This is a genomic window from Paraburkholderia sp. PGU19 (genome assembly GCF_013426915.1).
GTDB lineage: Bacteria > Pseudomonadota > Gammaproteobacteria > Burkholderiales > Burkholderiaceae > Paraburkholderia.
Genome location: NZ_AP023180.1, coordinates 601,409 through 619,234 on the forward strand (window position 1 = coordinate 601,409; position 17,826 = coordinate 619,234).

Annotated in this window: 18 protein-coding genes and 1 riboswitch; of the genes, 10 read left to right on the forward strand and 8 right to left on the reverse strand. The window is 64.6% G+C overall.

Features of this window, described 5'->3' with window-relative positions; all coding sequences use genetic code 11:
• Positions 1 to 84: 84 nt before the first annotated feature.
• The 4 genes from cobJ to cobG are packed head-to-tail and all read right to left on the reverse strand — an operon-like array spanning position 85 to position 4,574.
• The gene (cobJ, locus tag H1204_RS20270; RefSeq protein ID WP_180732438.1) at positions 85 to 1,821 is read right to left on the reverse strand and encodes a precorrin-3B C(17)-methyltransferase; all 1,737 of its coding nucleotides are present in this window, start codon (positions 1,819 to 1,821) and stop codon (positions 85 to 87) included.
• Complete coding sequence (locus tag H1204_RS20275; RefSeq protein WP_180732439.1) at positions 1,809 to 2,567, reverse strand: precorrin-2 C(20)-methyltransferase; 759 nt, start codon at positions 2,565 to 2,567, stop codon at positions 1,809 to 1,811. The genes cobJ and H1204_RS20275 overlap by 13 nt, the downstream gene beginning before the upstream one ends.
• Positions 2,567 to 3,193: a precorrin-8X methylmutase gene (locus H1204_RS20280; protein ID WP_180732440.1), complete on the reverse strand. Its 627-nt coding sequence runs from the start codon at positions 3,191 to 3,193 to the stop codon at positions 2,567 to 2,569. The genes H1204_RS20275 and H1204_RS20280 overlap by 1 nt, the downstream gene beginning before the upstream one ends.
• On the reverse strand, positions 3,186 to 4,574 hold the full coding sequence (cobG, locus tag H1204_RS20285; RefSeq protein ID WP_243468737.1) for a precorrin-3B synthase: 1,389 nt from the start codon (positions 4,572 to 4,574) through the stop codon (positions 3,186 to 3,188). The genes H1204_RS20280 and cobG overlap by 8 nt, the downstream gene beginning before the upstream one ends.
• An 85-nt stretch (positions 4,575 to 4,659) precedes the next feature.
• A riboswitch (cobalamin riboswitch) is annotated at positions 4,660 to 4,847 on the reverse strand.
• Between the two features lie 88 nt (positions 4,848 to 4,935).
• On the opposite strand from cobG, the gene cbiE reads away from it, so the two are divergent.
• The 5 genes from cbiE (at position 4,936) to H1204_RS20310 (ending at position 9,012) form a co-directional block, all read left to right on the forward strand.
• The gene (gene cbiE, locus H1204_RS20290; protein WP_180732441.1) at positions 4,936 to 6,144 is read left to right on the forward strand and encodes a precorrin-6y C5,15-methyltransferase (decarboxylating) subunit CbiE; all 1,209 of its coding nucleotides are present in this window, start codon (positions 4,936 to 4,938) and stop codon (positions 6,142 to 6,144) included.
• Complete coding sequence (locus tag H1204_RS20295) at positions 6,144 to 7,244, forward strand: cobalt-precorrin-5B (C(1))-methyltransferase (protein ID WP_180732442.1); 1,101 nt, start codon at positions 6,144 to 6,146, stop codon at positions 7,242 to 7,244. Before cbiE ends, H1204_RS20295 begins: the two co-directional genes overlap by 1 nt.
• A complete protein-coding gene (locus H1204_RS20300; protein WP_180732443.1) occupies positions 7,241 to 7,978 on the forward strand; it encodes a cobalt-precorrin-6A reductase in 738 nt (245 codons plus the stop codon). The genes H1204_RS20295 and H1204_RS20300 overlap by 4 nt, the downstream gene beginning before the upstream one ends.
• Positions 7,975 to 8,697, forward strand: coding sequence for a precorrin-4 C(11)-methyltransferase (gene cobM / locus H1204_RS20305; protein ID WP_180732444.1), 723 nt, complete (start codon positions 7,975 to 7,977; stop codon positions 8,695 to 8,697). The genes H1204_RS20300 and cobM overlap by 4 nt, the downstream gene beginning before the upstream one ends.
• A gap of 168 nt (positions 8,698 to 8,865) precedes the next feature.
• Entirely contained in the window at positions 8,866 to 9,012 is a 147-nt protein-coding gene (locus H1204_RS20310) for a hypothetical protein (RefSeq protein WP_180732445.1), read from the forward strand.
• Here H1204_RS20310 and H1204_RS20315 read toward each other — a convergent pair.
• Both H1204_RS20315 and H1204_RS20320 read right to left on the reverse strand, forming a co-directional pair.
• Complete coding sequence (locus tag H1204_RS20315; protein WP_180732446.1) at positions 9,009 to 10,487, reverse strand: sodium:solute symporter family protein; 1,479 nt, start codon at positions 10,485 to 10,487, stop codon at positions 9,009 to 9,011. The genes H1204_RS20310 and H1204_RS20315 overlap by 4 nt on opposite strands.
• Positions 10,484 to 10,696: a DUF3311 domain-containing protein gene (locus H1204_RS20320; protein ID WP_180732447.1), complete on the reverse strand. Its 213-nt coding sequence runs from the start codon at positions 10,694 to 10,696 to the stop codon at positions 10,484 to 10,486. The genes H1204_RS20315 and H1204_RS20320 overlap by 4 nt, the downstream gene beginning before the upstream one ends.
• Before the next feature lie 179 nt (positions 10,697 to 10,875).
• Between H1204_RS20320 and H1204_RS20325 the strand changes: the two genes are divergently transcribed.
• The 5 genes from H1204_RS20325 (at position 10,876) to H1204_RS20345 (ending at position 16,103) form a co-directional block, all read left to right on the forward strand.
• Positions 10,876 to 11,013: a hypothetical protein gene (locus H1204_RS20325; RefSeq protein ID WP_180732448.1), complete on the forward strand. Its 138-nt coding sequence runs from the start codon at positions 10,876 to 10,878 to the stop codon at positions 11,011 to 11,013.
• Positions 11,010 to 11,681, forward strand: a complete 672-nt coding sequence (locus tag H1204_RS20330; RefSeq protein WP_180732449.1) for a MarC family protein — start codon at positions 11,010 to 11,012, stop codon at positions 11,679 to 11,681. Before H1204_RS20325 ends, H1204_RS20330 begins: the two co-directional genes overlap by 4 nt.
• A 105-nt stretch (positions 11,682 to 11,786) precedes the next feature.
• Positions 11,787 to 12,620 (forward strand): class II glutamine amidotransferase, encoded by an 834-nt coding sequence (locus H1204_RS20335; protein WP_180732450.1) that lies wholly within the window; start codon positions 11,787 to 11,789, stop codon positions 12,618 to 12,620.
• Positions 12,621 to 12,711: 91 nt separating this feature from the next.
• Positions 12,712 to 15,030 (forward strand): EAL domain-containing protein, encoded by a 2,319-nt coding sequence (locus H1204_RS20340; RefSeq protein ID WP_180732451.1) that lies wholly within the window; start codon positions 12,712 to 12,714, stop codon positions 15,028 to 15,030.
• Positions 15,031 to 15,101: 71 nt separating this feature from the next.
• The gene (locus H1204_RS20345) at positions 15,102 to 16,103 is read left to right on the forward strand and encodes an endo alpha-1,4 polygalactosaminidase (protein ID WP_180732452.1); all 1,002 of its coding nucleotides are present in this window, start codon (positions 15,102 to 15,104) and stop codon (positions 16,101 to 16,103) included.
• A gap of 24 nt (positions 16,104 to 16,127) precedes the next feature.
• Here H1204_RS20345 and H1204_RS20350 read toward each other — a convergent pair whose 3' ends face one another.
• The gene (locus H1204_RS20350) at positions 16,128 to 16,766 is read right to left on the reverse strand and encodes a LysE family translocator (protein WP_180732453.1); all 639 of its coding nucleotides are present in this window, start codon (positions 16,764 to 16,766) and stop codon (positions 16,128 to 16,130) included.
• Positions 16,767 to 16,893: 127 nt separating this feature from the next.
• Positions 16,894 to 17,652 (reverse strand): glutathione S-transferase family protein, encoded by a 759-nt coding sequence (locus H1204_RS20355; RefSeq protein ID WP_180732454.1) that lies wholly within the window; start codon positions 17,650 to 17,652, stop codon positions 16,894 to 16,896.
• Between the last annotated feature and the right edge of the window lie 174 nt (positions 17,653 to 17,826).

Consider the following 17,826-nt stretch of genomic DNA (forward strand, 5'->3'; position numbering starts at 1 on the left):
CGCGGCGTTAATACACGTTGCGCCCGGTTTATTCAATATCAGTAAATGGTGCGCGTAACTCAATGCACACGTTTAAATCGCCGCCTATTTGTACCAGCGCGGCGTATAAACCCATTCCCGGCCACGCCCGGCGGGGCGGAACGCGCGGGTCGTCGAGGAGCCGATTATTACCATCGTTCGCATATCGACATCGGCGGATTTCAGTTTGGCGAGCGTCGTCGTTTTCAAAGTCGCGCCGGGACGGCCAATATCGCGGCCGAGCACGACGGTTGTCGCGGGCGCGCGACATTCGCGCACGATATCGAGCGCCTTGTCGAGTTGCCACGGACGGGCGCGCGAAATCGGGTTGTAGAACGCCATCACCAGATCGGCTTCGGCCGCGTGCCGCAGCCGCGTTTCGATGATCGACCACGGTTTCAGATTGTCCGACAGCGACAGCATGCAGAAATCGTGGCCGAGCGGCGCGCCCGCCTGGGCGGCTGTCGCCAGCGCGGCGGATACGCCCGGCACGATTTCCAGTTCGACACCCGCCCATGCCGCGTATTGCCCGTCGTCGCGCACTTCGTCGAGCGCTTCGAGCACGGCAGCCGCCATCGCGAACACGCCGGGGTCGCCCGACGACACCATCGCCACGTGCCGTCCCGTGCTTGCCAGTTCGAATGCGTGGCGGGCGCGCTGCATTTCCTCGCGATTGTCGGTGCCGTGCACGCGCTGGTCCGCGCGGAACGGGCCTGCCATCTTCACGTAGGTTTCGTAGCCGAGGATATCGGTGGCCTGCGTCAGCGCCGTGCGCGCGGCGGGCACCATCAACGACGCATCGCCGGGTCCGAGGCCGATCACGCTCAGCTTGCCGCGCGCGCGGCCGACTGTCGCGGGATCGAGTGGCGCGTGCGCGACGGCGAAGGCGACGGGCGCGTCGGCGTTTGCATCGAGCGCTTTGTGGGGCACGTGTAGGGTTTGGCTGAGCATCTGGGCCGCGTCGTTGTCTTCACCGCTACCGACGGCGAAGCGCAATGCGACCTGCAGCGCATCCGCAGCCTGCTGAAGCGCGGGATCGCCCGTCAGCGAGGCGGGCGCGAGCAGCACCGCCAGCGATTGCGTCGCCAGCCCATGCGTCTGCGCCGCTTCGAGTATCCGTTGATGCAACGAGCCGTCGCCCGATCCCATTGCACGGACGGCGACGACGACACTGCGCGGATGAATCACCAGTTCGTCCGTTTCGCCGTTCCACGCCAGCGGCGTGACGCGGATCGCGCGTCGGGCGTCGTCGGCGCGCGGCAGTTGCACGCTGTCGAGCCACGGCGCGTCGCCTTCGATGCGCGTCGCTTCGCCCGCGAGCAGATCGGACACGAAGCGCTTGCCCTGGTCGATGCTGGCGAGCGTATAGCCGTCGGGCGGATTCAGCACGCACGCGCCGAAGCGCAGTTCGCCGCTCGTCGTGATTGCGGGCGGCACGTCGAGTGCAGCGGCGATTTCGCGCGCCATCACGTTGACGCCCGACAGCCCGCCGAGCAGCGGCACGACTGCGCTGCCGTCCTCGGCGACGGCCAGCACGGGCGGCTCGACGCCCTTGTCCGCGAGCAGCGGCGCGACGCAGCGGATCACGATGCCCGCCGCGCACAACGCGATGATCGGCGTGCCGCTCGCGTACAGTTCGCGCAGATGCGCGCTGAGTTCCGTGTAGGCGATGTCGGCGTCGGCGACGCGGCCTTGCAGGCCATGCACCTGCGCGCCGTCGTAGAGGGATTGCACGCGCCGCGCCGTTTCCAGCGCGCCGACGCCCAGTATCACGATGGCGGGCGGTGCCGTCAGCCTTGCCATTTTTCCCCCGGCACGACGAGCAGCGAGAAGTACGGCGACGCCATCGGATCGACTTCGGCAAGCGGCACGATGCGCTGGTTCGCCATCGTCGCGCGTTCGACGTACAGCGCGCGCTCCGCGAGCCCGAGTTCGTCGAGCACGCGGCGCACCTTGTCGAAATTGCGGCCGAGCTTCATCACGACGGCGGCATCGGCGGCGGCGAGACGGCGCTTGAGCTCGTCTTCGGGCAACACGCCTGAGAGCACCGACAGTGTCTGGTTGCGATACACGAGTGGCTGGCCGAGCACGGCGACGCCGCCGAGCATCGAGCACACGCCGGGCACCACTTCGCCTTCGAAGCGCGGCGCGAGGCGGTTGGCGAGCCGGTCGTGCAGGTACATGTACGAGCCGTAGAAGAACGGATCGCCTTCGCAGATCACGGCCACGTCGCGCCCCGCGTCGAGATGTTTCGCGACCACTTCGGCGGCCGTGTCGTAGAAGTCGGCGATGATCGCTTCGTAGGAGAACGGCGGTTCGAGCGCTTCCGTCGTCACGGGATAGACGAGCGGCAGCTGTTCCTGCTCGCTCGACAGATGCGACTCGATGATCGAAAACGCGTTGCCTTTCTTGCCCTTCGCGACGAAATACGCGACCACGTGTGCCGACTTCAGCAGCCGCAGCGCCTTTACCGTGATCAGTTCCGGGTCGCCGGGGCCGACGCCGAGACCATAGAGACGCCCGCGCGTGCTGTTCGCCTGATCGGCCATTATTCGTCCTCCGATGCGAGCGCGTTCACAGCGGCCGCCGCCATTGCGCTGCCGCCGCGCCGGCCTTGCACGGCGACGAAGGGCACGCCGCGGCTATCGGCGGCGAGCATCGCCTTCGACTCCGCCGCGCCGATGAAGCCGACCGGGAAGCCGAGAATCAGCGCGGGGCGCGGCGCGCCGCTATCGAGCATGTCGAGCAGATGAAAGAGCGAAGTCGGCGCGTTGCCGATCACGACGACGCTGCCTTGCAGATGTGGCCGCCACAGTTCGAGCGCCGCCGCCGAGCGGGTGTTGTTCATCTCGCGCGCGAGCGCGGGCACGGATGGATCGGCCAGCGTGCAGATCACCTCGTTGTGCGCGGGCAGCCGCACGCGCGTGATGCCTTCGGCGACCATGCGTGCGTCGCAGAGGATCGGCGCGCCGTTGGCGAGCGCCTGGCGCCCCGCGCGGCCCGCGCCGTCCGAAAAGCGCAGATCACCGACGATATCGACCATCCCGCACGCGTGGATCACGCGCACGGCGAGCTTTTCGAGGTCAGCGGGAATGCGCGAGAGGTCGGCTTCCGCGCGTATCGTCGCGAACGACTGGCGATAAATTTCCTGTCCGTCGCGGATGTAGTCAAGCATCGAATGGCTCATCAGTTGGGGGAAGGGCGGACGCTTGCAGCACGTCAGCGGCTTCGTCGATCGTCAGACCGCGCGCGATGCATCGGCCAAAGCCGTTGAGTTCGCGCGGGTCGTGTGTGTGGTACAGGTCGTAATGGCCGTCGGCCACTGCGAGCAGCGTATAGGGCGCGCGGTGCGCAGCCGCGCATGAACGCGGGCAGCCGCTGAGATGCGCTTGCGTATGTTCGGGCACGTGTGCAGCGAGTTTTAGCGCGTCGGCTTTGGTGTCCGCGTGGCTCTTCGCGCAGCCTGTGGAGCCGGTGCATGCGATCACGCGGGTTAGCGCATTTTCCGAAGTGGTGGCGAGGCCGAGTGCTTCGAGCTTTCGTAACGTTCCGTCGAGGTTCGCTGTGTCGATGTCGGTAAGCAGCACGCTTTGCCACGGTGTCATGCGCAACGTCGCGCGCTCATTGGCGCGTGCGAGTTCGGCGAGGCCGCGCAATGTCGCGCTGTTTATACGACCCAACGCGGGCTGTGTGCCGACATGCCAGCGTTGTCCGTCGTTCTGTCGATGTGCGCCGAGCCTTCGCGATGCATCAGCCGGTTCGCGGCGCCAGTGTTCGAGCGACGCGTCGCGCAGCAGGCGCACACCGCTCTTGCGTTCGGCGTGCTCGATGATGCTTTCGATGGAATGCGCGGCGAGCAGATCACGCATGCGGGTATCGTCCGGCGCGGCGAGATCGAGGAACGTGTGCACGAGCGCTCGCGTGAACGTTGCAAGATCCGAAGCCGTCACGGCAGCTAATGCGCCCTCATGTTCCGCAGCAACGGGCGGACAGCCAGCCAGGCCGAACGCGAACAACGCGTCTGAACGCTCGGGATGCGGCATCGCTGAAAACCAGATGTCGTGCGGATGGTCGAGCATCATCAGACGCTCGCCGCCATCGAGCATCACCGAGAATTTCGGCGACAGCGCGGCGAAACGCGTGTCGCTTTGCAGCAGCGTGAGTAGATCGCCAGCGAGCGGGGTTGTGTCGAATAAGGCGTTCGCATCGCGGCCCGCAATCGGGCTCGTCATCAAGTTGCGCACGTCGTCGGCGAATGCGTGCTCAGTGTTCTGCGGGCCGAGACCGGCGTCGAGCAGCGCCGCAATGAGTACGTCTTCATGACCGCGCTTCACGCCGCGCAATTGCAGGTTTGCGCGATTCGTGATGTCGACGATACCCGACGCGTGTTCGTCGATTGCCCCGGCGATGGCGAGCGCCTGCATGGCGCTCAATTCACCGCCCGCCAGCTTCACGCGGCAGATGCCGCCGTCGAGCGCGGGCACGATGCGCAACAGCCCCGGACAAGCCGAGGGGCGCAAGGCGGAAGCGTCGGACGAATGGAAAGCGTGGCTCAAGACATCACCGGGTTAGCGTCGCGCGACGGCCCGGGCGTCTCGAAGGAGAGCGGCTCGGCATCGGTACACCCCGCCCGATGTTGGCTTGCACGAACTGTTGGCCGGCAGGTCTTCTGACTCACAGGTCGCTGCACACGCCGGGCCTTCCCGGTATCACCAGTGGCGCAAATTGGCGTGGACTCGCTGCATACAGTTGCGGGGGCAGTCACGGTCATCGCAGTGATGTGTGTTCCCTCTTAGGCCCCGAAAGGCACCGGCGAACGGGTATTATGCCTTTTTTCGAACAGCACAACGATGCCGCAGCCTTGAAACACGGCCCGCAGCAGCGTTTTCAGTACAGCAAGCAGATGAGGACGGACGCATGTCGGCGTGGCTGACCGTGGTGGGAATGGGCGATGACGGTTTTGCCGGCCTGGGGAAAACGGCGCGGCGCGCGCTGATCGACGCGTCGGTGATCTATGGCGGCGAGCGGCATCTGGCGATGCTGCCCGTGTGCCTGAACGCCGCGCGCGAGCCGTGGCCGCATCCGTTCGACATCGCGCCCGTGCTCGCGCGGCGCGACACGCCCGTGTGCGTGCTGGCGAGCGGCGATCCAATGTTCTACGGCGTCGGCGCGACGCTCGCGCGCCACGTTCCCGCCGATGAATTGCGCGTGCTGCCGGCGCCGTCGTCGGTGTCGCTTGCGGCGGCGCGTCTCGGGTGGGCGTTGCAGGATGTGGCGACGGTGTCGCTGGTCGGGCGGCCGCTTGCGGCGTTGCAGAGGCATCTGCATGACGGCGCACGCGTGTTCGTGCTGAGCGCGGACGGCGCGACGCCTGCCGCCGTGGCCGCGTGGTTGTGCGAACGCGGCTTCGGCGCGACGCGCATGATCGTGATGGAGCATCTGGGCAGCGCGTCCGAACGCCTGATCGACGCTCGCGCGCACGACTGGTCGATCGGTGAGACGGCGCAGCTGAACGTGCTCGCGCTCGATTGCCGACACGATGCGTCGTCCGATGCGCCACGGCTTGCCTTAACCCCGGGACTGCCCGATGACGCCTATCGCCACGACGGCCAGCTGACAAAGCGCGACGTGCGCGCGCTGACGCTCGGCCGCCTCGCGCCCGCGCCCGGCGAACTGCTGTGGGACGTCGGCGCGGGCTGTGGCTCGATCGGCATCGAATGGATGCGCGCGCACGCCAGTTGCCGCGCGATAGCGATCGAAGCGAACGGCGAGCGTCAGCGTTTCATCGAACACAATCGCGACGCGCTCGGCGTGCCGGGACTGCAACTGATCGCAGGCAAGGCGCCCGATGCATTGCAAGGCTTGCCCGCGCCCGACGCGATTTTCATCGGCGGCGGCGTGACCGCGCATGGTGTGCTCGACGCCTGCTGGCGCGCGTTGAAACAAGGCGGGCGGCTGATTGCGAACGCCGTCACGCTCGAAGGCGAGGCGGCGCTCGTCGCGTGGCGGGCGCAGTTCGGCGGCACGCTGACGCGCATCGCGCTTGCCGAAGCACAGGCACTTGGTGGCTTCGAGACGTGGCGCTCCGCGTTGCCGATCACACTGCTCGACACCCCCAAACCGTGATGCGTGACGAGACGCCCGAACAACCCGCGCCACTGCGCAGCGGCTACACGACGGGAAGCTGCGCGACGGCGACGTCGCTGGCGGCGGCGCGTCTGCTGCTGTCGGGCGTCGCGAGCGATGTCGCGGAAATCGTGCTGCCGAAAGGCCAGCATGTGCCGATGCAACTCGTGTTCTGCCGCCTGATCGACGGCGGCCGGGACGGCGCCGAAGCGGGCACGGTCAAGGACGCGGGCGACGACCCCGACGTCACGCACGGCGCCGTGGTGTTCGCGCGCGTGCGTCTCGCCGATGAACCCGGCGTGCGTTTTCATGCGGGGCCGGGCGTCGGCACGGTGACGCGCGCGGGCCTCACGCTGCGAGTCGGCGAGCCGGCCATCAATCCCGTGCCGCGTCAGATGATGACCGCGCATCTGACCGATCTGGCCGCCGAGCATGGTTATGAGGGCGGCTTCGAAGTGACGGTCGGTGTCGAGAATGGCGAGGCGCTGGCGCAGAAGACGATGAACCCGCGCCTGGGCATTGTCGGCGGTCTGTCGATACTCGGCACGACGGGCATCGTGCGCCCGTTCTCGTGCTCGGCGTATATCGCGTCGATCCGTCAGGGCATCGACGTGGCACGCGCGAACGGCTATCGGCATATCGCCGCATGTACGGGCAATGCGAGCGAAGACGCGATGCGCGCTTACTACCAGTTGCCCGATATCGCGCTGATCGAGATGGGCGACTTCGCGGGCGCGGTGCTCAAGCATCTGAAGCGCGCGCCCGTCGACAAGCTCAGCATGTGCGGCGGCTTCGGCAAGCTGAGCAAGCTCGCGGCGGGGCATCTCGATCTGCACAGCCGCCATTCGAGCATCGACTTGCCGCAGCTTGCCGCGTGGTCGGCGCAACATGCCGCAAGCGACGCCGCGTTGCAGGCCGCTATCGTCGGCGCGAACACGAGCCAGGAAGCGCTCGCGATGGCGCGGAACAAAGGCGTGCCGCTCGGCGATATCGTCTGCGCACGCGCGCGCGACGTGGCGCGCGAGATCGTGCCTGCGTCGGTCGAAGTCGAGATGTTCGCGATCGACCGGCAGGGCAACATCATTGGAGTGGCGCGATGAAGCGCGTGTTATTGCTCGGCGGCACGGGCGACGCATTGCAGATCGCGCGGCAACTTGGGACGCAGCATGTCTATAGCCTGGCGGGGCTCGGACGCGTGCCGGAAGGGCTGGCGTGTGGCGTGCGCGTCGGCGGGTTTGGCGGCAGCGACGGGCTTGCGCGTTTTATCGAAAGCGAAGGCATTGCGCTCGTGATCGACGCGACGCATCCGTATGCCGCGCAAATGAGCGCGAACGCGGCCGCGGCGTGCCGCGAGGCCAAGGTGCCGTGCTGGGCGCTACGCCGCGCGGGCTGGACGCCGCAAGCGGGCGACGACTGGCGTAGGGTCGACGATTGGGATGCGTTGGTCGATGCGATCCGTCCGTTTCGTCGCGTGCTGTTCACGTCGGGCCGCGAACCGCTTTCGCATCTCGACGAGATACCTGCGCATCAATACTGGATCGTGCGCTGTCTCGACGCGCATCGGGGCAACGAGCGTGCACGCATCATCGACGCGCGCGGCCCGTTCGATATCGACGGCGAGCGGGCGCTGTTTGCGCTGAATCACGTCGATGTGCTGGTGACGAAGAACAGCGGCGGAGCGGCGACGCAGCCGAAGCTCGAGGTCGCGCGCGAACTGAAGGTGCCCGTGGTGATGATGCGGCGTCCTTCGCTGCCTGAGGTCGATTGCGAGTTCGACAGCCCGGCGCAACTGCTGCGCGCATTGAACGAAGAAGATTGGAGTGCTGTGAAATGACGGTGTTTTTTATCGGTGCTGGACCGGGTGATCCTGAACTGATCACGGTGAAGGGGCAGCGCCTGGTGCGTACGTGTCCGGTGATTCTGTATGCCGGTTCGCTTGTGCCCGAAGCCGTGTTGAGCGGCAATGTTGCTGAAACGGTGGTGAATACGGCGGAGCTCGATCTGGATGCGATCGTTGGTCTGCTTGCCGACGCGCATGCGAAGGGGCAGGACGTCGCGCGTGTGCATTCGGGTGACCCGTCGTTGTATGGCGCGATTGGGGAGCAGATTCGCCGCTTGCGGGCGCTTGAGATTCCGTATGAGATCGTGCCGGGTGTGACGGCTACGGCGGCCTGCGCGGCCGCGCTTGGGGTCGAGTTGACGTTGCCTGATGTGTCGCAGACGTTGATTCTCACGCGATATGCAAGGAAGACGTCGATGCCTGACGGCGAGCAGCTTGCGGATCTGGCGCGGCATCGTGCTTCGATGGCGATTCATCTTGGGGTTAGGCATCTTGCTTCTATTGTCGATGAGCTGATGCCTCACTATGGTGGCGACTGTCCCGTCGCGGTGGTTTATCGGGCTAGTTGGCCCGATGAGGAGAAGGTTGTTGGTACGCTTGCTGATATTGTTGAGAAGGTGCAAGCGGCGGATATTGAGCGTACCGCGTTGATACTGGTTGGGCGGGTGCTCGACGCAGAGCATTTTGCGGATTCGACTTTGTATTCGAAGTGAATGGGGCTTTATCGCGGCGCGGGGCGGGTGGGTTTCTACTTGCGGTTTTTGCTCGCATTCGCGGTGTGCCTTCGGACTTCACGCGTCGCCGTTCGGTGTTTTGGTTTTTGCGCTGGCATCCGCGATTTATTATCTAGCTTCACGCGTCGCCCCGCACAGGGGCGACGCATGAAGCACGCTAACGCATCGCGGATGCCAGCGCAAACCCAAGCAAACCAAACCGCCCGCGCCGCGAAGGCACAACGCGGATGCCAGCGCCGCACCATGCAGACCACAACAAAAAGCGCCGCCAGCAACCAGCACAAAAAAACCTAATGCGTCTGCACGCGAGACTGATCCCCTTGCGCCTGCGGCTGTGTAACCGCACTAACAACCACAAACACGACAAGGTTCACCGCCAGGGCAACAAACCCGATATTGACGTCCTTCAGTGCATCCGGCAAAAACGGCATCAACTGCCCGACGCTCAACTTGAAGATAGTCGTCACAGCAACGACAGTGACCCCAGCGAGAATCCCACAAAACGCCCCTTGCCTTGTAGCCCGATTCCGCGGCGCGAGACTGCAAATAACAGCAGGAAACAGCTGAGTAACAAAGCTATACCCCATCAAAAGCAGCGCAACAATGGTCTCGCCGCCATGCAGCGTAAACAGAACAGCAACAACCGCGACCACCGGCACGCAAACCCGCGCAAGCTTCGCAATAACCTCATCAGAAGCATTCCTCTGCACGAGCCCGCGATAAATATCATTGGCGAGCAGCGTCGAGGCCGTCGTGAGAATCATCGAGCCAGGCACGAGCGCCGTCAGCACGCCTGCTGCACCAATCACCCCAACGAACCACGGATCAAAAGTCTGCAACGACAGCTTGAACAGCGAAAGATCGATATCGCCGCCCTTGAGCCCCGGCACCTTCAGCGCCGCAGCAAACCCGACGAAAAACACAAACAGCAGGATCAACTGATAAAGCGGCAACACAATCGCATTACGCCGAAAGATGCGTTCATCCTTCGCGGTAAAAACAGACCCGAACGTATGCGGCCACATGAAAAACCCGAGCGCCGTAAGCAGCACAGTCGACTGAAACCACGTAACGCTCGAACCCTTCTCAGGGAACGTGAGAAAACCAGGCCGCGCTACATCGATCGCATGGAACATCTGCCCGAGCCCACCGTAGTAATGCATCGGCAGATAGATACCGAGAAACAGCACGATGCCCAGTATCAGCATGTCCTTGACGACCGAATTCCACGCCGAGCCGCGCACGCCCGACACGATCACATAAATCGTCACCACCCCCGCGCCGATCCAGATCGCCGCCGACGACGAAATCGCGCCATACGAAGCCGTCGACACGATAATGCCCAACCCCTTGAGTTGCAGCACGAGATACGGAATCAGCGCGGCAACGTCAACGATGGCAACCAGCACCCCAAGCGACGCGCTATCGTACTTGCGCGTAAAAAAATGCGGCTGCGACACCACGCGATGCGTCTTCGCAAAGCGCCAGACAGGCGGCAGCATCCAGTACGACAGCACATACGCCAGCGTCCCATACGCGAGGATGTAGTAGACGGGCGCACCTTTGCCATATGCAAAGCCGCTGCCGCCAAGGAAGGTGAACGTCGTGTAGATCTCACCCGCCATCAACAGGAACACAAACGCGGTGCCAAAGCTGCGGCCGCCCACTGTCCATTGCTCGAGGCTCATGTCATGCCCATGCCGGGCACGCACGCCGAGATAGAGTGCGAACAGCGTGACGGCGACGATGATTGCGAGGGCGCTGCTCATGAACGCACCTCCTCGCCGGAAGGCGCTTGCCGGTTCACAGGATCAAGCCGGTAGATGATGGCCATGATGACGGAACTGAGCACCACCCACATGACGATCCACGCAAGCACGAACGGCATGCCGAGCACGAGCGGCTCGACGCGGTTGACGAACGGAACGCCGAGCAGAATGCCGATGAACGGCAGCACGGCGAGCAGACGAAATGACATGGGACAACTCCTCGAATGAGAATGAGCCGGTCTCGATGAACGTCAATTCCTGAAGCAACGACTGGGATGCCGCGCACCGACTGTATGCCTCTTGCCATATTCCGGTAAAGGTCGCCAAAAATATGCAGGTATATTGAAAGGAACGTGCGCAAACGCAGTGCCCGTGGGCGTCGGCATGCATGGCAGGCGTGCTGCATTGCATGAAGAAGGTGCCGCTCGCATGGCGTGCGGAATTCGTTGCATTTACACTGGTCGGCCCTCATGCTCCGTTGCGCGGCGCAAAAATCAAAACCATCAAAGAGCAAATTCATCGATGATTTCGAGCCTGATTTCGGAGATTCTGTTTGGCTTCACCGGGTTGATCAGCATCATCAATCCGATCGCGATCGCCTTCGTGTTTCTCGACCGGACGGATTCGCTGACCGACACGGAGCGCGCCGCGCTCGCCAAGCGCGTGTCCATCAATGCGTTCTTCGTGCTGCTGGTCGTATTCTTTGTCGGCACGCCGATCCTGCATTTCTTCGGCATTTCAATGGAAGCGCTGCGCATCGGCGGCGGCCTGGCCGTCGCCGTCAGCGCGTGGAACATGCTCAATGCGCCGGAACGCCAGCCGAACGAAGCAGCCGTCAAGCCCGTCGATCCCGACAACGCGATGTCGAAGGCATTCTTTCCGCTGACGGTGCCGCTCACCACGGGCCCCGGCACGATGGCGACAGCCATCGCGCTGAACGCGAACCGCAGCCACAAGCTGTCGGAGTTCCTGATGTCGTCGATCGCGTCCGTGACGATTTCGTTTCTCGTCATGCTCGCAGTCTGGTTCACGTATAACCACGCCGCCACGCTCGGCCGCTATCTGGGCAAGGAAGGCACCAAGGTGGCGCTGCGCGTGTCCGCATTTTTGTTGCTGTGCATCGGCGTGCAGATCATATTGACGGGGCTGTCCGAGTTTCTTGCGCCGATCGCCAGTGGCCGGGCGGGCGGCTGAACGAATGAGCACCGGATGCGAAGCGGACTTGAACCGGATGTGACCCGGATGTGACCCGTTTGAAACCGGCGCAGGCGTAGGCGTTTTTCATCGAGGAGAGCGATCATGTGCCGCTGGCTGGCTTACACAGGAAACCCGATTCAGCTCGAAGCCGTGCTGTTCCGGGCCAAGCATTCGCTGATCGACCAGAGCCTGCATTCGCGGCTCGGGCAGACCACCACCAACGGCGACGGCTTCGGCGTCGGCTGGTATGGCCATCCAACCGATATCCCGTTCCGCTACCGCTGCGCGCACCCCGCGTGGAGCGACCGCAATCTGCGCGACGCCGCGCGGGCCGTGCGCGCGTCGCTGTTCGTCGCGCATATCCGCGCGGCGACGGATACCCCTTCGCAGGAAACCAACTGCCATCCGTTTCGCTACGGCCGCTGGCTCTTCATGCACAACGGTCTCGTGCGCGACTATCCTAAAGTGCGGCGCGACCTGATGCTCGGCATCGACCCGGACCTGTTCGCATCGATCGAAGGCTCGACGGACTCCGAAGTCATGTTCTTTCTCGCGCTCACGTTCGGGCTCGAGATCGACCCCGTGCTCGCGCTGGAGCGCATGGCGGGTTTCGTCGAGGAGACGGGGCGGCGGCACGGCATCGAGGCGCCGCTGAACATGACCGTCTGCGTGACGGACGGCGAACAGATCGTGTCGGCGCGCTATTCGAGCGAGCGGCAGTCGCGCTCGCTCTACCACAGCACGTCGATCCGTCATCTGATGGAGTTGTATCCGGATGATCCGCGTCTGGCCGCCGTCGGCGCAGACGCGTTCCTCGTGCTGTCGGAGCCGCTCGTCGACCTGGAAGGCTGGTGGGAGGAAATACCGGAATCGACAGCGATCGTCGCGAAGCGCGGCGGGATCGAGGCGCGGCCATTCGATCCGCATGGAAAGTAGCAGCGTTGCACGTCCACGGCTACGCGCTCCGTATAAACCCTGATACGCGGCGCGCGTCCGTCTGCCGTTGTCGCATGAAGGGAGTGCAACCATGAGTCGTCCAGTGACTGCCGACATCGCGACTGACAAGCCATCCGAAAGCACTCGCCCCCGGTCCGATCTGGCCGCCGAGGTGCTGGCGTCGGAACAGAGCGTATTGCGCCTGCTCACGCGCAGTACGCCGTTGCCCGAGCTGCTGGCGGAAGTGTGCCGTCGCGCCGAAACGCTACTGGGCGAGGGCTCACGCTGCTCGATCCTCGTGCTCGATACGGATGGCGTCACCGTGCGCGTCGGCGCGTCGCCGTCGCTGCCGACGCATTACAGCGCGGCCATCAACGGCATGTCGATCGGCCCGTGCGCCGGTTCCTGCGGCACGGCGATGCACGACCGGCGGCTCGTGATCGTCGAGGACATCGAAAGCGATCCGCTGTGGGCAGACTACCGGCATCTCGCGCTGCCGATCGGGCTGCGCGCCTGCTGGTCGGTGCCGTTCGAGGACGACGCGGGTCAGGTGCTGGGCGCGTTCGGCGTCTACTACGACAGGCGCCGGCGTCCGGACGAAGACGAACACGCACTGCTGCGCGAGATCGGCCAGAGCGTCGGTCTTGCCATTCATCAGGATCTGATGCGCAAGCGGCTCGCGGAAAGCGAGGAGCATCATCGGCTCGTCGTCGATCACCTGAACGAAGGCATCGTCGTGCAGACGCGCGAAGGCATCGTGCTCGCCTGCAATCCGAGCGCGCGGCACATGCTGCGCGCGACGGGCGAAGTGATCGGCCAGGATATCGACAAGGTAATTCGCGCTGCCTACTGGGAAGACGGTTCGCCCGTCGAGCCAGGCGAGCAGCCGACGCAGCGCGTGCTGGGCACGGGCAAACCCGTGGTCGGCATGACGCTGCGGCTCGAACTGACGTGCGGCGAATCGATCTGGATCACCGAGAACGTCGTGCCCATCGTCAGGCCGGGCGAGACCGAGCCGAACGCCGTGCTCATCTCGTTCAACGACATCAGCGCGGTACGCTCGGCGCGTGCGCAACTGCAGCACCTCGCGACGCGCGATTCGCTGACAGGGCTCTACAACCGGGCGTTTCTCGCCGACCGGATGAGCGCGCTGCTCGCGCCGCATGCGGGCGTCGATGGGCAGGAAGCTGAAGCGTCTCAACCTGCCGTGACGCGACTGGCCGTGCTGTTCGTCGATCTCGACGGCTTCAAGAAAGTCAACGACATCGCCGGCCACGAAGCGGGCGATGCGCTGTTATGCAGCGTCGCCGCGCGGCTCGCGGCCTGCGTGCGCAGCGAGGACACGCTCGCGCGCGTCGGCGGAGACGAGTTCGTGATCGCGACGGGCGACTACGGCGACGAAGCATTTCTGACTTCGCTCGCGCAGCGCGTGCTCGATACGATCGCGATGCCGTTCGCGGTCGGCGGCAACGAGTATTACCTTGGCGCGTCGATTGGCATCAGCCTCTTTCCCGATGACGGACGTGACGCGCAAACGCTGATGCGCAACGCCGACTCCGCGATGTACCACGCGAAGCAGCGCGGCCGCAATAACTTCCAGTTCTTCACGGCTGAGTTGAGCGAGCGTTTGCAACGGCGCTTCGCGATCGAACAGTCGCTGCGGCGCGCGCTCGTCGCCGACGAACTGAGCCTCGCGTATCAACCCATCGTCGAAGGCGCGACGGGGCGCATCGTCGGCGCGGAAGCGCTGTTGCGCTGGCATAACGGCGAGCTGGGCCATGTGTCGCCCGCCGAATTCATTCCCGTCGCCGAAGACACCGGGCTCATCATCGACATCGGCCGCTGGGTGCTGGAGAACGCGTGCCTGCAGGCCGTCGAATGGCGCAGAACGATCACGCCGCATCTGATGATGGCCGTCAACCTGTCGCCGCGTCAGATCAACGGCGAGCTGATCGAGCACGTGGCGCTGAGTCTGGAGCACGCGGGGCTGGAAGCGTCGGCGCTCGAACTGGAGATCACGGAAGGCGTGCTGATGAGCGACAGCGATGCCGTCATGCCGCTCCTGACGACGCTCGCGCGCATGGGCGTGCGCATTTCCGTCGACGATTTCGGCACCGGCTATTCGTCGCTGTCGTATCTGAAGCGCTTTCCGCTGCATAGCCTGAAGGTCGACCGGTCGTTCGTCGCGGGCTTGCCGGAGCATCGCGATGCCGTGGCCATCACGCATGCCGTCGTCGCGATGGCGCACTCGCTCGGGATGAACGTGACGGCCGAAGGCGTCGAAACGAGCGAGCAGGCGGCGTTTCTGCGCTCGATCGGCTGCGAGCGGCAGCAGGGCTATCTGTTTGGCCGGCCCGTCGTGCCGGGCGAGTTCGCGCGCGAGGCGCGGCGGCTGCAGGCGGGCATCTGACCGATGCTGCTTCAGGTTCGCTCACGCGGGGCGGTTACACTGGCGCTCGTTTTTTCCCTTGCGAGCGATGCGTGGACGAACAGTTGAAGTGCGCGATTGATGGCGCACGGCGGTTTTGTGCCGTGCTGGTTGCGGCGTTGACGCTGGCGTTGTCGCTGGCTGGTGCAAGCGTCGCTGCGCCGCCATCGCAGTCTGCGGATCAACCCACTGACCTCGTGCAGACCCGCGCGTTCGACGCGTCGCCATGGATGTCGTACTACGGCGACGCAACCACACTCGGCAGCGTGACACGCGCGGCGTCGACCTTTCGTGTCATCGACGTCGATCTCGATCCCGACGCGGACAACTTCACGCCCGCCGAAGTCGCCGCGCTCAAGAACGACGGCCGCAACGTCGTGCTGAGCTACCTGAACCTCGGATCGTGCGAGACATATCGCTCGTACTGGCGCGACGTCCCGGAAGGCTTCGTGTCATGCGAGGCGAACAAGGCGGCGCATACGGGCACGTATCGCGGCTACCGGCAGGAGACGTGGATGAATCTCTCGAATGCCGATTACCAGCGGCTCATTGTCGATTACGTCGCGCCGCGTCTCGTCGCGCAGGGCGCGGACGGCTTCTATCTCGACAACCTCGAAATCGTCGAACACGGTACGTCGACGCGCAACGGTCCTTGCGATGCTGCGTGCGCGCAAGGCGGCCTCGATCTCGTGCGCAAGCTGCGCGAGAAATACCCGGCACTCGTCTTCGTGATGCAGAACGCGACGGGACGCACGACGCGCGACGGCATGACGGGCGGCATCGCGTTCGCATCGCTGCTCGATGGCGTCGCGCATGAGGAGGTGTATGCGCCGAAGTACGACGCTGCGGCGGAAGCGGACCTGAGCGCGTGGAAAGCGTTGGCGCTCAGGCCGAACGGACACGCGTTCTGGATTGCGACGCTCGATTACGTCGGCGGTTGCGATGCGGCGGCGAAAGCGCGCCGTGTGTTCGCGCGCAGCCGTGACAAGGGCTTCGTGCCGTATGCGTCGGACAGCAGCGCGAAGCAGGGCGTGGTGTGTTACTGGGAGAAGTAAAGGACACGGACGCGGTTTGATGCGTTACGCGCGCGAGGTCAACAGCTTCAAACCGGCCAGGCCGAAGACGATCGCGAGGCCGCCGTCGAGCCAGCGGCGAATCGACAGGTACACGCGGCGCGCGAGCGGGGTCGAGAACAGCGCCGCATAGCTGCCGAACACCAGCATGCCGATTGCGAGGCATCCCGCGACGATGGTCAGCATATGCGGCGCGCCGCCGTTCGCAGGCGACGCGAGCGCCACCACCGAAATCCACACGAGAATCGCCTTCGGGTTCGTCAGGTGCAGCAGCAGGCCGCGCGCGTAGATGCGGCGCAACGGCAGATGCGTCCCCGCTGATTGCGTCCGGGCAGCACGCGGCTGCAAGGCCGAGCGCCCCGACTTGAACGCGAGCCACAGCAGATAGCAGCCGCCGAAAATCTTCAGCCCGACCATCGCTCCCGAGAACGCCAGCAGCGCCGCCGACAGCCCGAGCGCTGCCAGCATCGCCCAGAAGCACGAGCCGCACACGACGCCCGCGGCGAACGCGAACGCGGCCTTGCGCCCGTCCGTGGACGCGATCGACATGATGGCCAGATTGCTCGGCCCAGGACTCGCCGTGCCGACGAAATACGCGGAGTAGGCGAACAGGACGTTCGCGGAAAGTATCGGAAGGCTGGTCATGGGATGCGCGCGGAAGAATGAGGTTAGCGGAGATTGTCGTTGGTGCACGCGTGGCGCGGAATAGACACTTCGCGGTTCGCAAGGCAGGCCAGCGCCACTGACGATTCATGACAGCGCATGCGGGAATTCAGCGTCGCGCCGCTCGCGTCAGGTCCGGCCAGCAGCGCTCGGCGATCCGCTCGTGATACGCCATCAACGCAGCATGTTGCGAGACGAAGTCGCGTACCGGACTTTCGAATGGATGCGCGACCGTCGTATGGACCCACGAGAAGCCGGTGGCGTCGATCGTCGTCGGCTCGTCGCCGAGCAGGAACGGCTGGTCGCCGAGCAGATCGGCGACGGCCTGCCAGCCTTCGATGCCCATCTGCGCGATTTCGTCGTAGCTATGCCGTCCCGTGCCTTGCTCCCACGTCTGGCGCAGCACCTTGCGGCGGATCACGGGCATCAGCAGCGCCGCGAGCGCGCCCACCAGCGGCCGGACCGGTGGCGGCGCGGTGAGCCGCGCGTAGTCGCTCAGAATCGGTTTGTAGATTTCCATGTTGCTTTCGACGGCCCAACGAAAATACACGGTCACGAAATACAGGTGCGTTTCGAAGAGCGCCTTGATCGCGGCGGATTGCGCGCGTCGCTGGGGATCGAGCCGCGCGTCGTCGAGCGCATTCGGATAACGGCGTTGCAGATAGCTGATGATCGCGGACGAATCGCAGATCGTCACGCCGTCGATCTCCGCGACAGGCAGCTTCTTTTTCGGCATCGCGTTGAGGTTGCCGATGCGTCCTTCGTACGGAATGCCCGAGAGTCTCAGCCACGTTTCGAGCTTGACGACGAATGGACTGAGATCGGGCGGCATCGTGCCGGAACCGTCGCCGAACTTGTAAACGATCATGACGTCCTCTCATACGCCGTTGTCCTGCTGCGTGCGCCGCGCGTGGCTGGCAACCGAGATCCTACAGGCACGCGGGCGTGCGGTGAATCTGGCCACTTCAGCGTGCATCGACTTTCGTGCCAGCACGACGTGTGGATTGTTGTCGCCACGCAAACATAGATTCCCCGCGGATAC

Excerpts from the sequence above, each read along its gene's own strand:
- H1204_RS20320 (WP_180732447.1), bottom strand. The coding sequence starts at position 10,696 with ATGTCATTTCGTCTGCTCGCCGTGCTGCCGTTCATCGGCATTCTGCTC.
- H1204_RS20280 (WP_180732440.1), bottom strand. The coding sequence starts at position 3,193 with ATGCTTGACTACATCCGCGACGGACAGGAAATTTATCGCCAGTCGTTC.
- H1204_RS20275 (WP_180732439.1), bottom strand. The coding sequence starts at position 2,567 with ATGGCCGATCAGGCGAACAGCACGCGCGGGCGTCTCTATGGTCTCGGC.
- H1204_RS20350 (WP_180732453.1), bottom strand. The coding sequence starts at position 16,766 with ATGACCAGCCTTCCGATACTTTCCGCGAACGTCCTGTTCGCCTACTCC.
- H1204_RS20310 (WP_180732445.1), top strand. The coding sequence starts at position 8,866 with ATGAAGCACGCTAACGCATCGCGGATGCCAGCGCAAACCCAAGCAAAC.
- H1204_RS20315 (WP_180732446.1), bottom strand. The coding sequence starts at position 10,487 with ATGAGCAGCGCCCTCGCAATCATCGTCGCCGTCACGCTGTTCGCACTC.
- H1204_RS20325 (WP_180732448.1), top strand. The coding sequence starts at position 10,876 with ATGGCAGGCGTGCTGCATTGCATGAAGAAGGTGCCGCTCGCATGGCGT.
- H1204_RS20330 (WP_180732449.1), top strand. The coding sequence starts at position 11,010 with ATGATTTCGAGCCTGATTTCGGAGATTCTGTTTGGCTTCACCGGGTTG.
- H1204_RS20335 (WP_180732450.1), top strand. The coding sequence starts at position 11,787 with ATGTGCCGCTGGCTGGCTTACACAGGAAACCCGATTCAGCTCGAAGCC.
- cbiE (WP_180732441.1), top strand. The coding sequence starts at position 4,936 with ATGTCGGCGTGGCTGACCGTGGTGGGAATGGGCGATGACGGTTTTGCC.
- H1204_RS20295 (WP_180732442.1), top strand. The coding sequence starts at position 6,144 with ATGCGTGACGAGACGCCCGAACAACCCGCGCCACTGCGCAGCGGCTAC.
- H1204_RS20340 (WP_180732451.1), top strand. The coding sequence starts at position 12,712 with ATGAGTCGTCCAGTGACTGCCGACATCGCGACTGACAAGCCATCCGAA.
- cobJ (WP_180732438.1), bottom strand. The coding sequence starts at position 1,821 with ATGGCAAGGCTGACGGCACCGCCCGCCATCGTGATACTGGGCGTCGGC.
- cobM (WP_180732444.1), top strand. The coding sequence starts at position 7,975 with ATGACGGTGTTTTTTATCGGTGCTGGACCGGGTGATCCTGAACTGATC.
- H1204_RS20355 (WP_180732454.1), bottom strand. The coding sequence starts at position 17,652 with ATGATCGTTTACAAGTTCGGCGACGGTTCCGGCACGATGCCGCCCGAT.
- H1204_RS20300 (WP_180732443.1), top strand. The coding sequence starts at position 7,241 with ATGAAGCGCGTGTTATTGCTCGGCGGCACGGGCGACGCATTGCAGATC.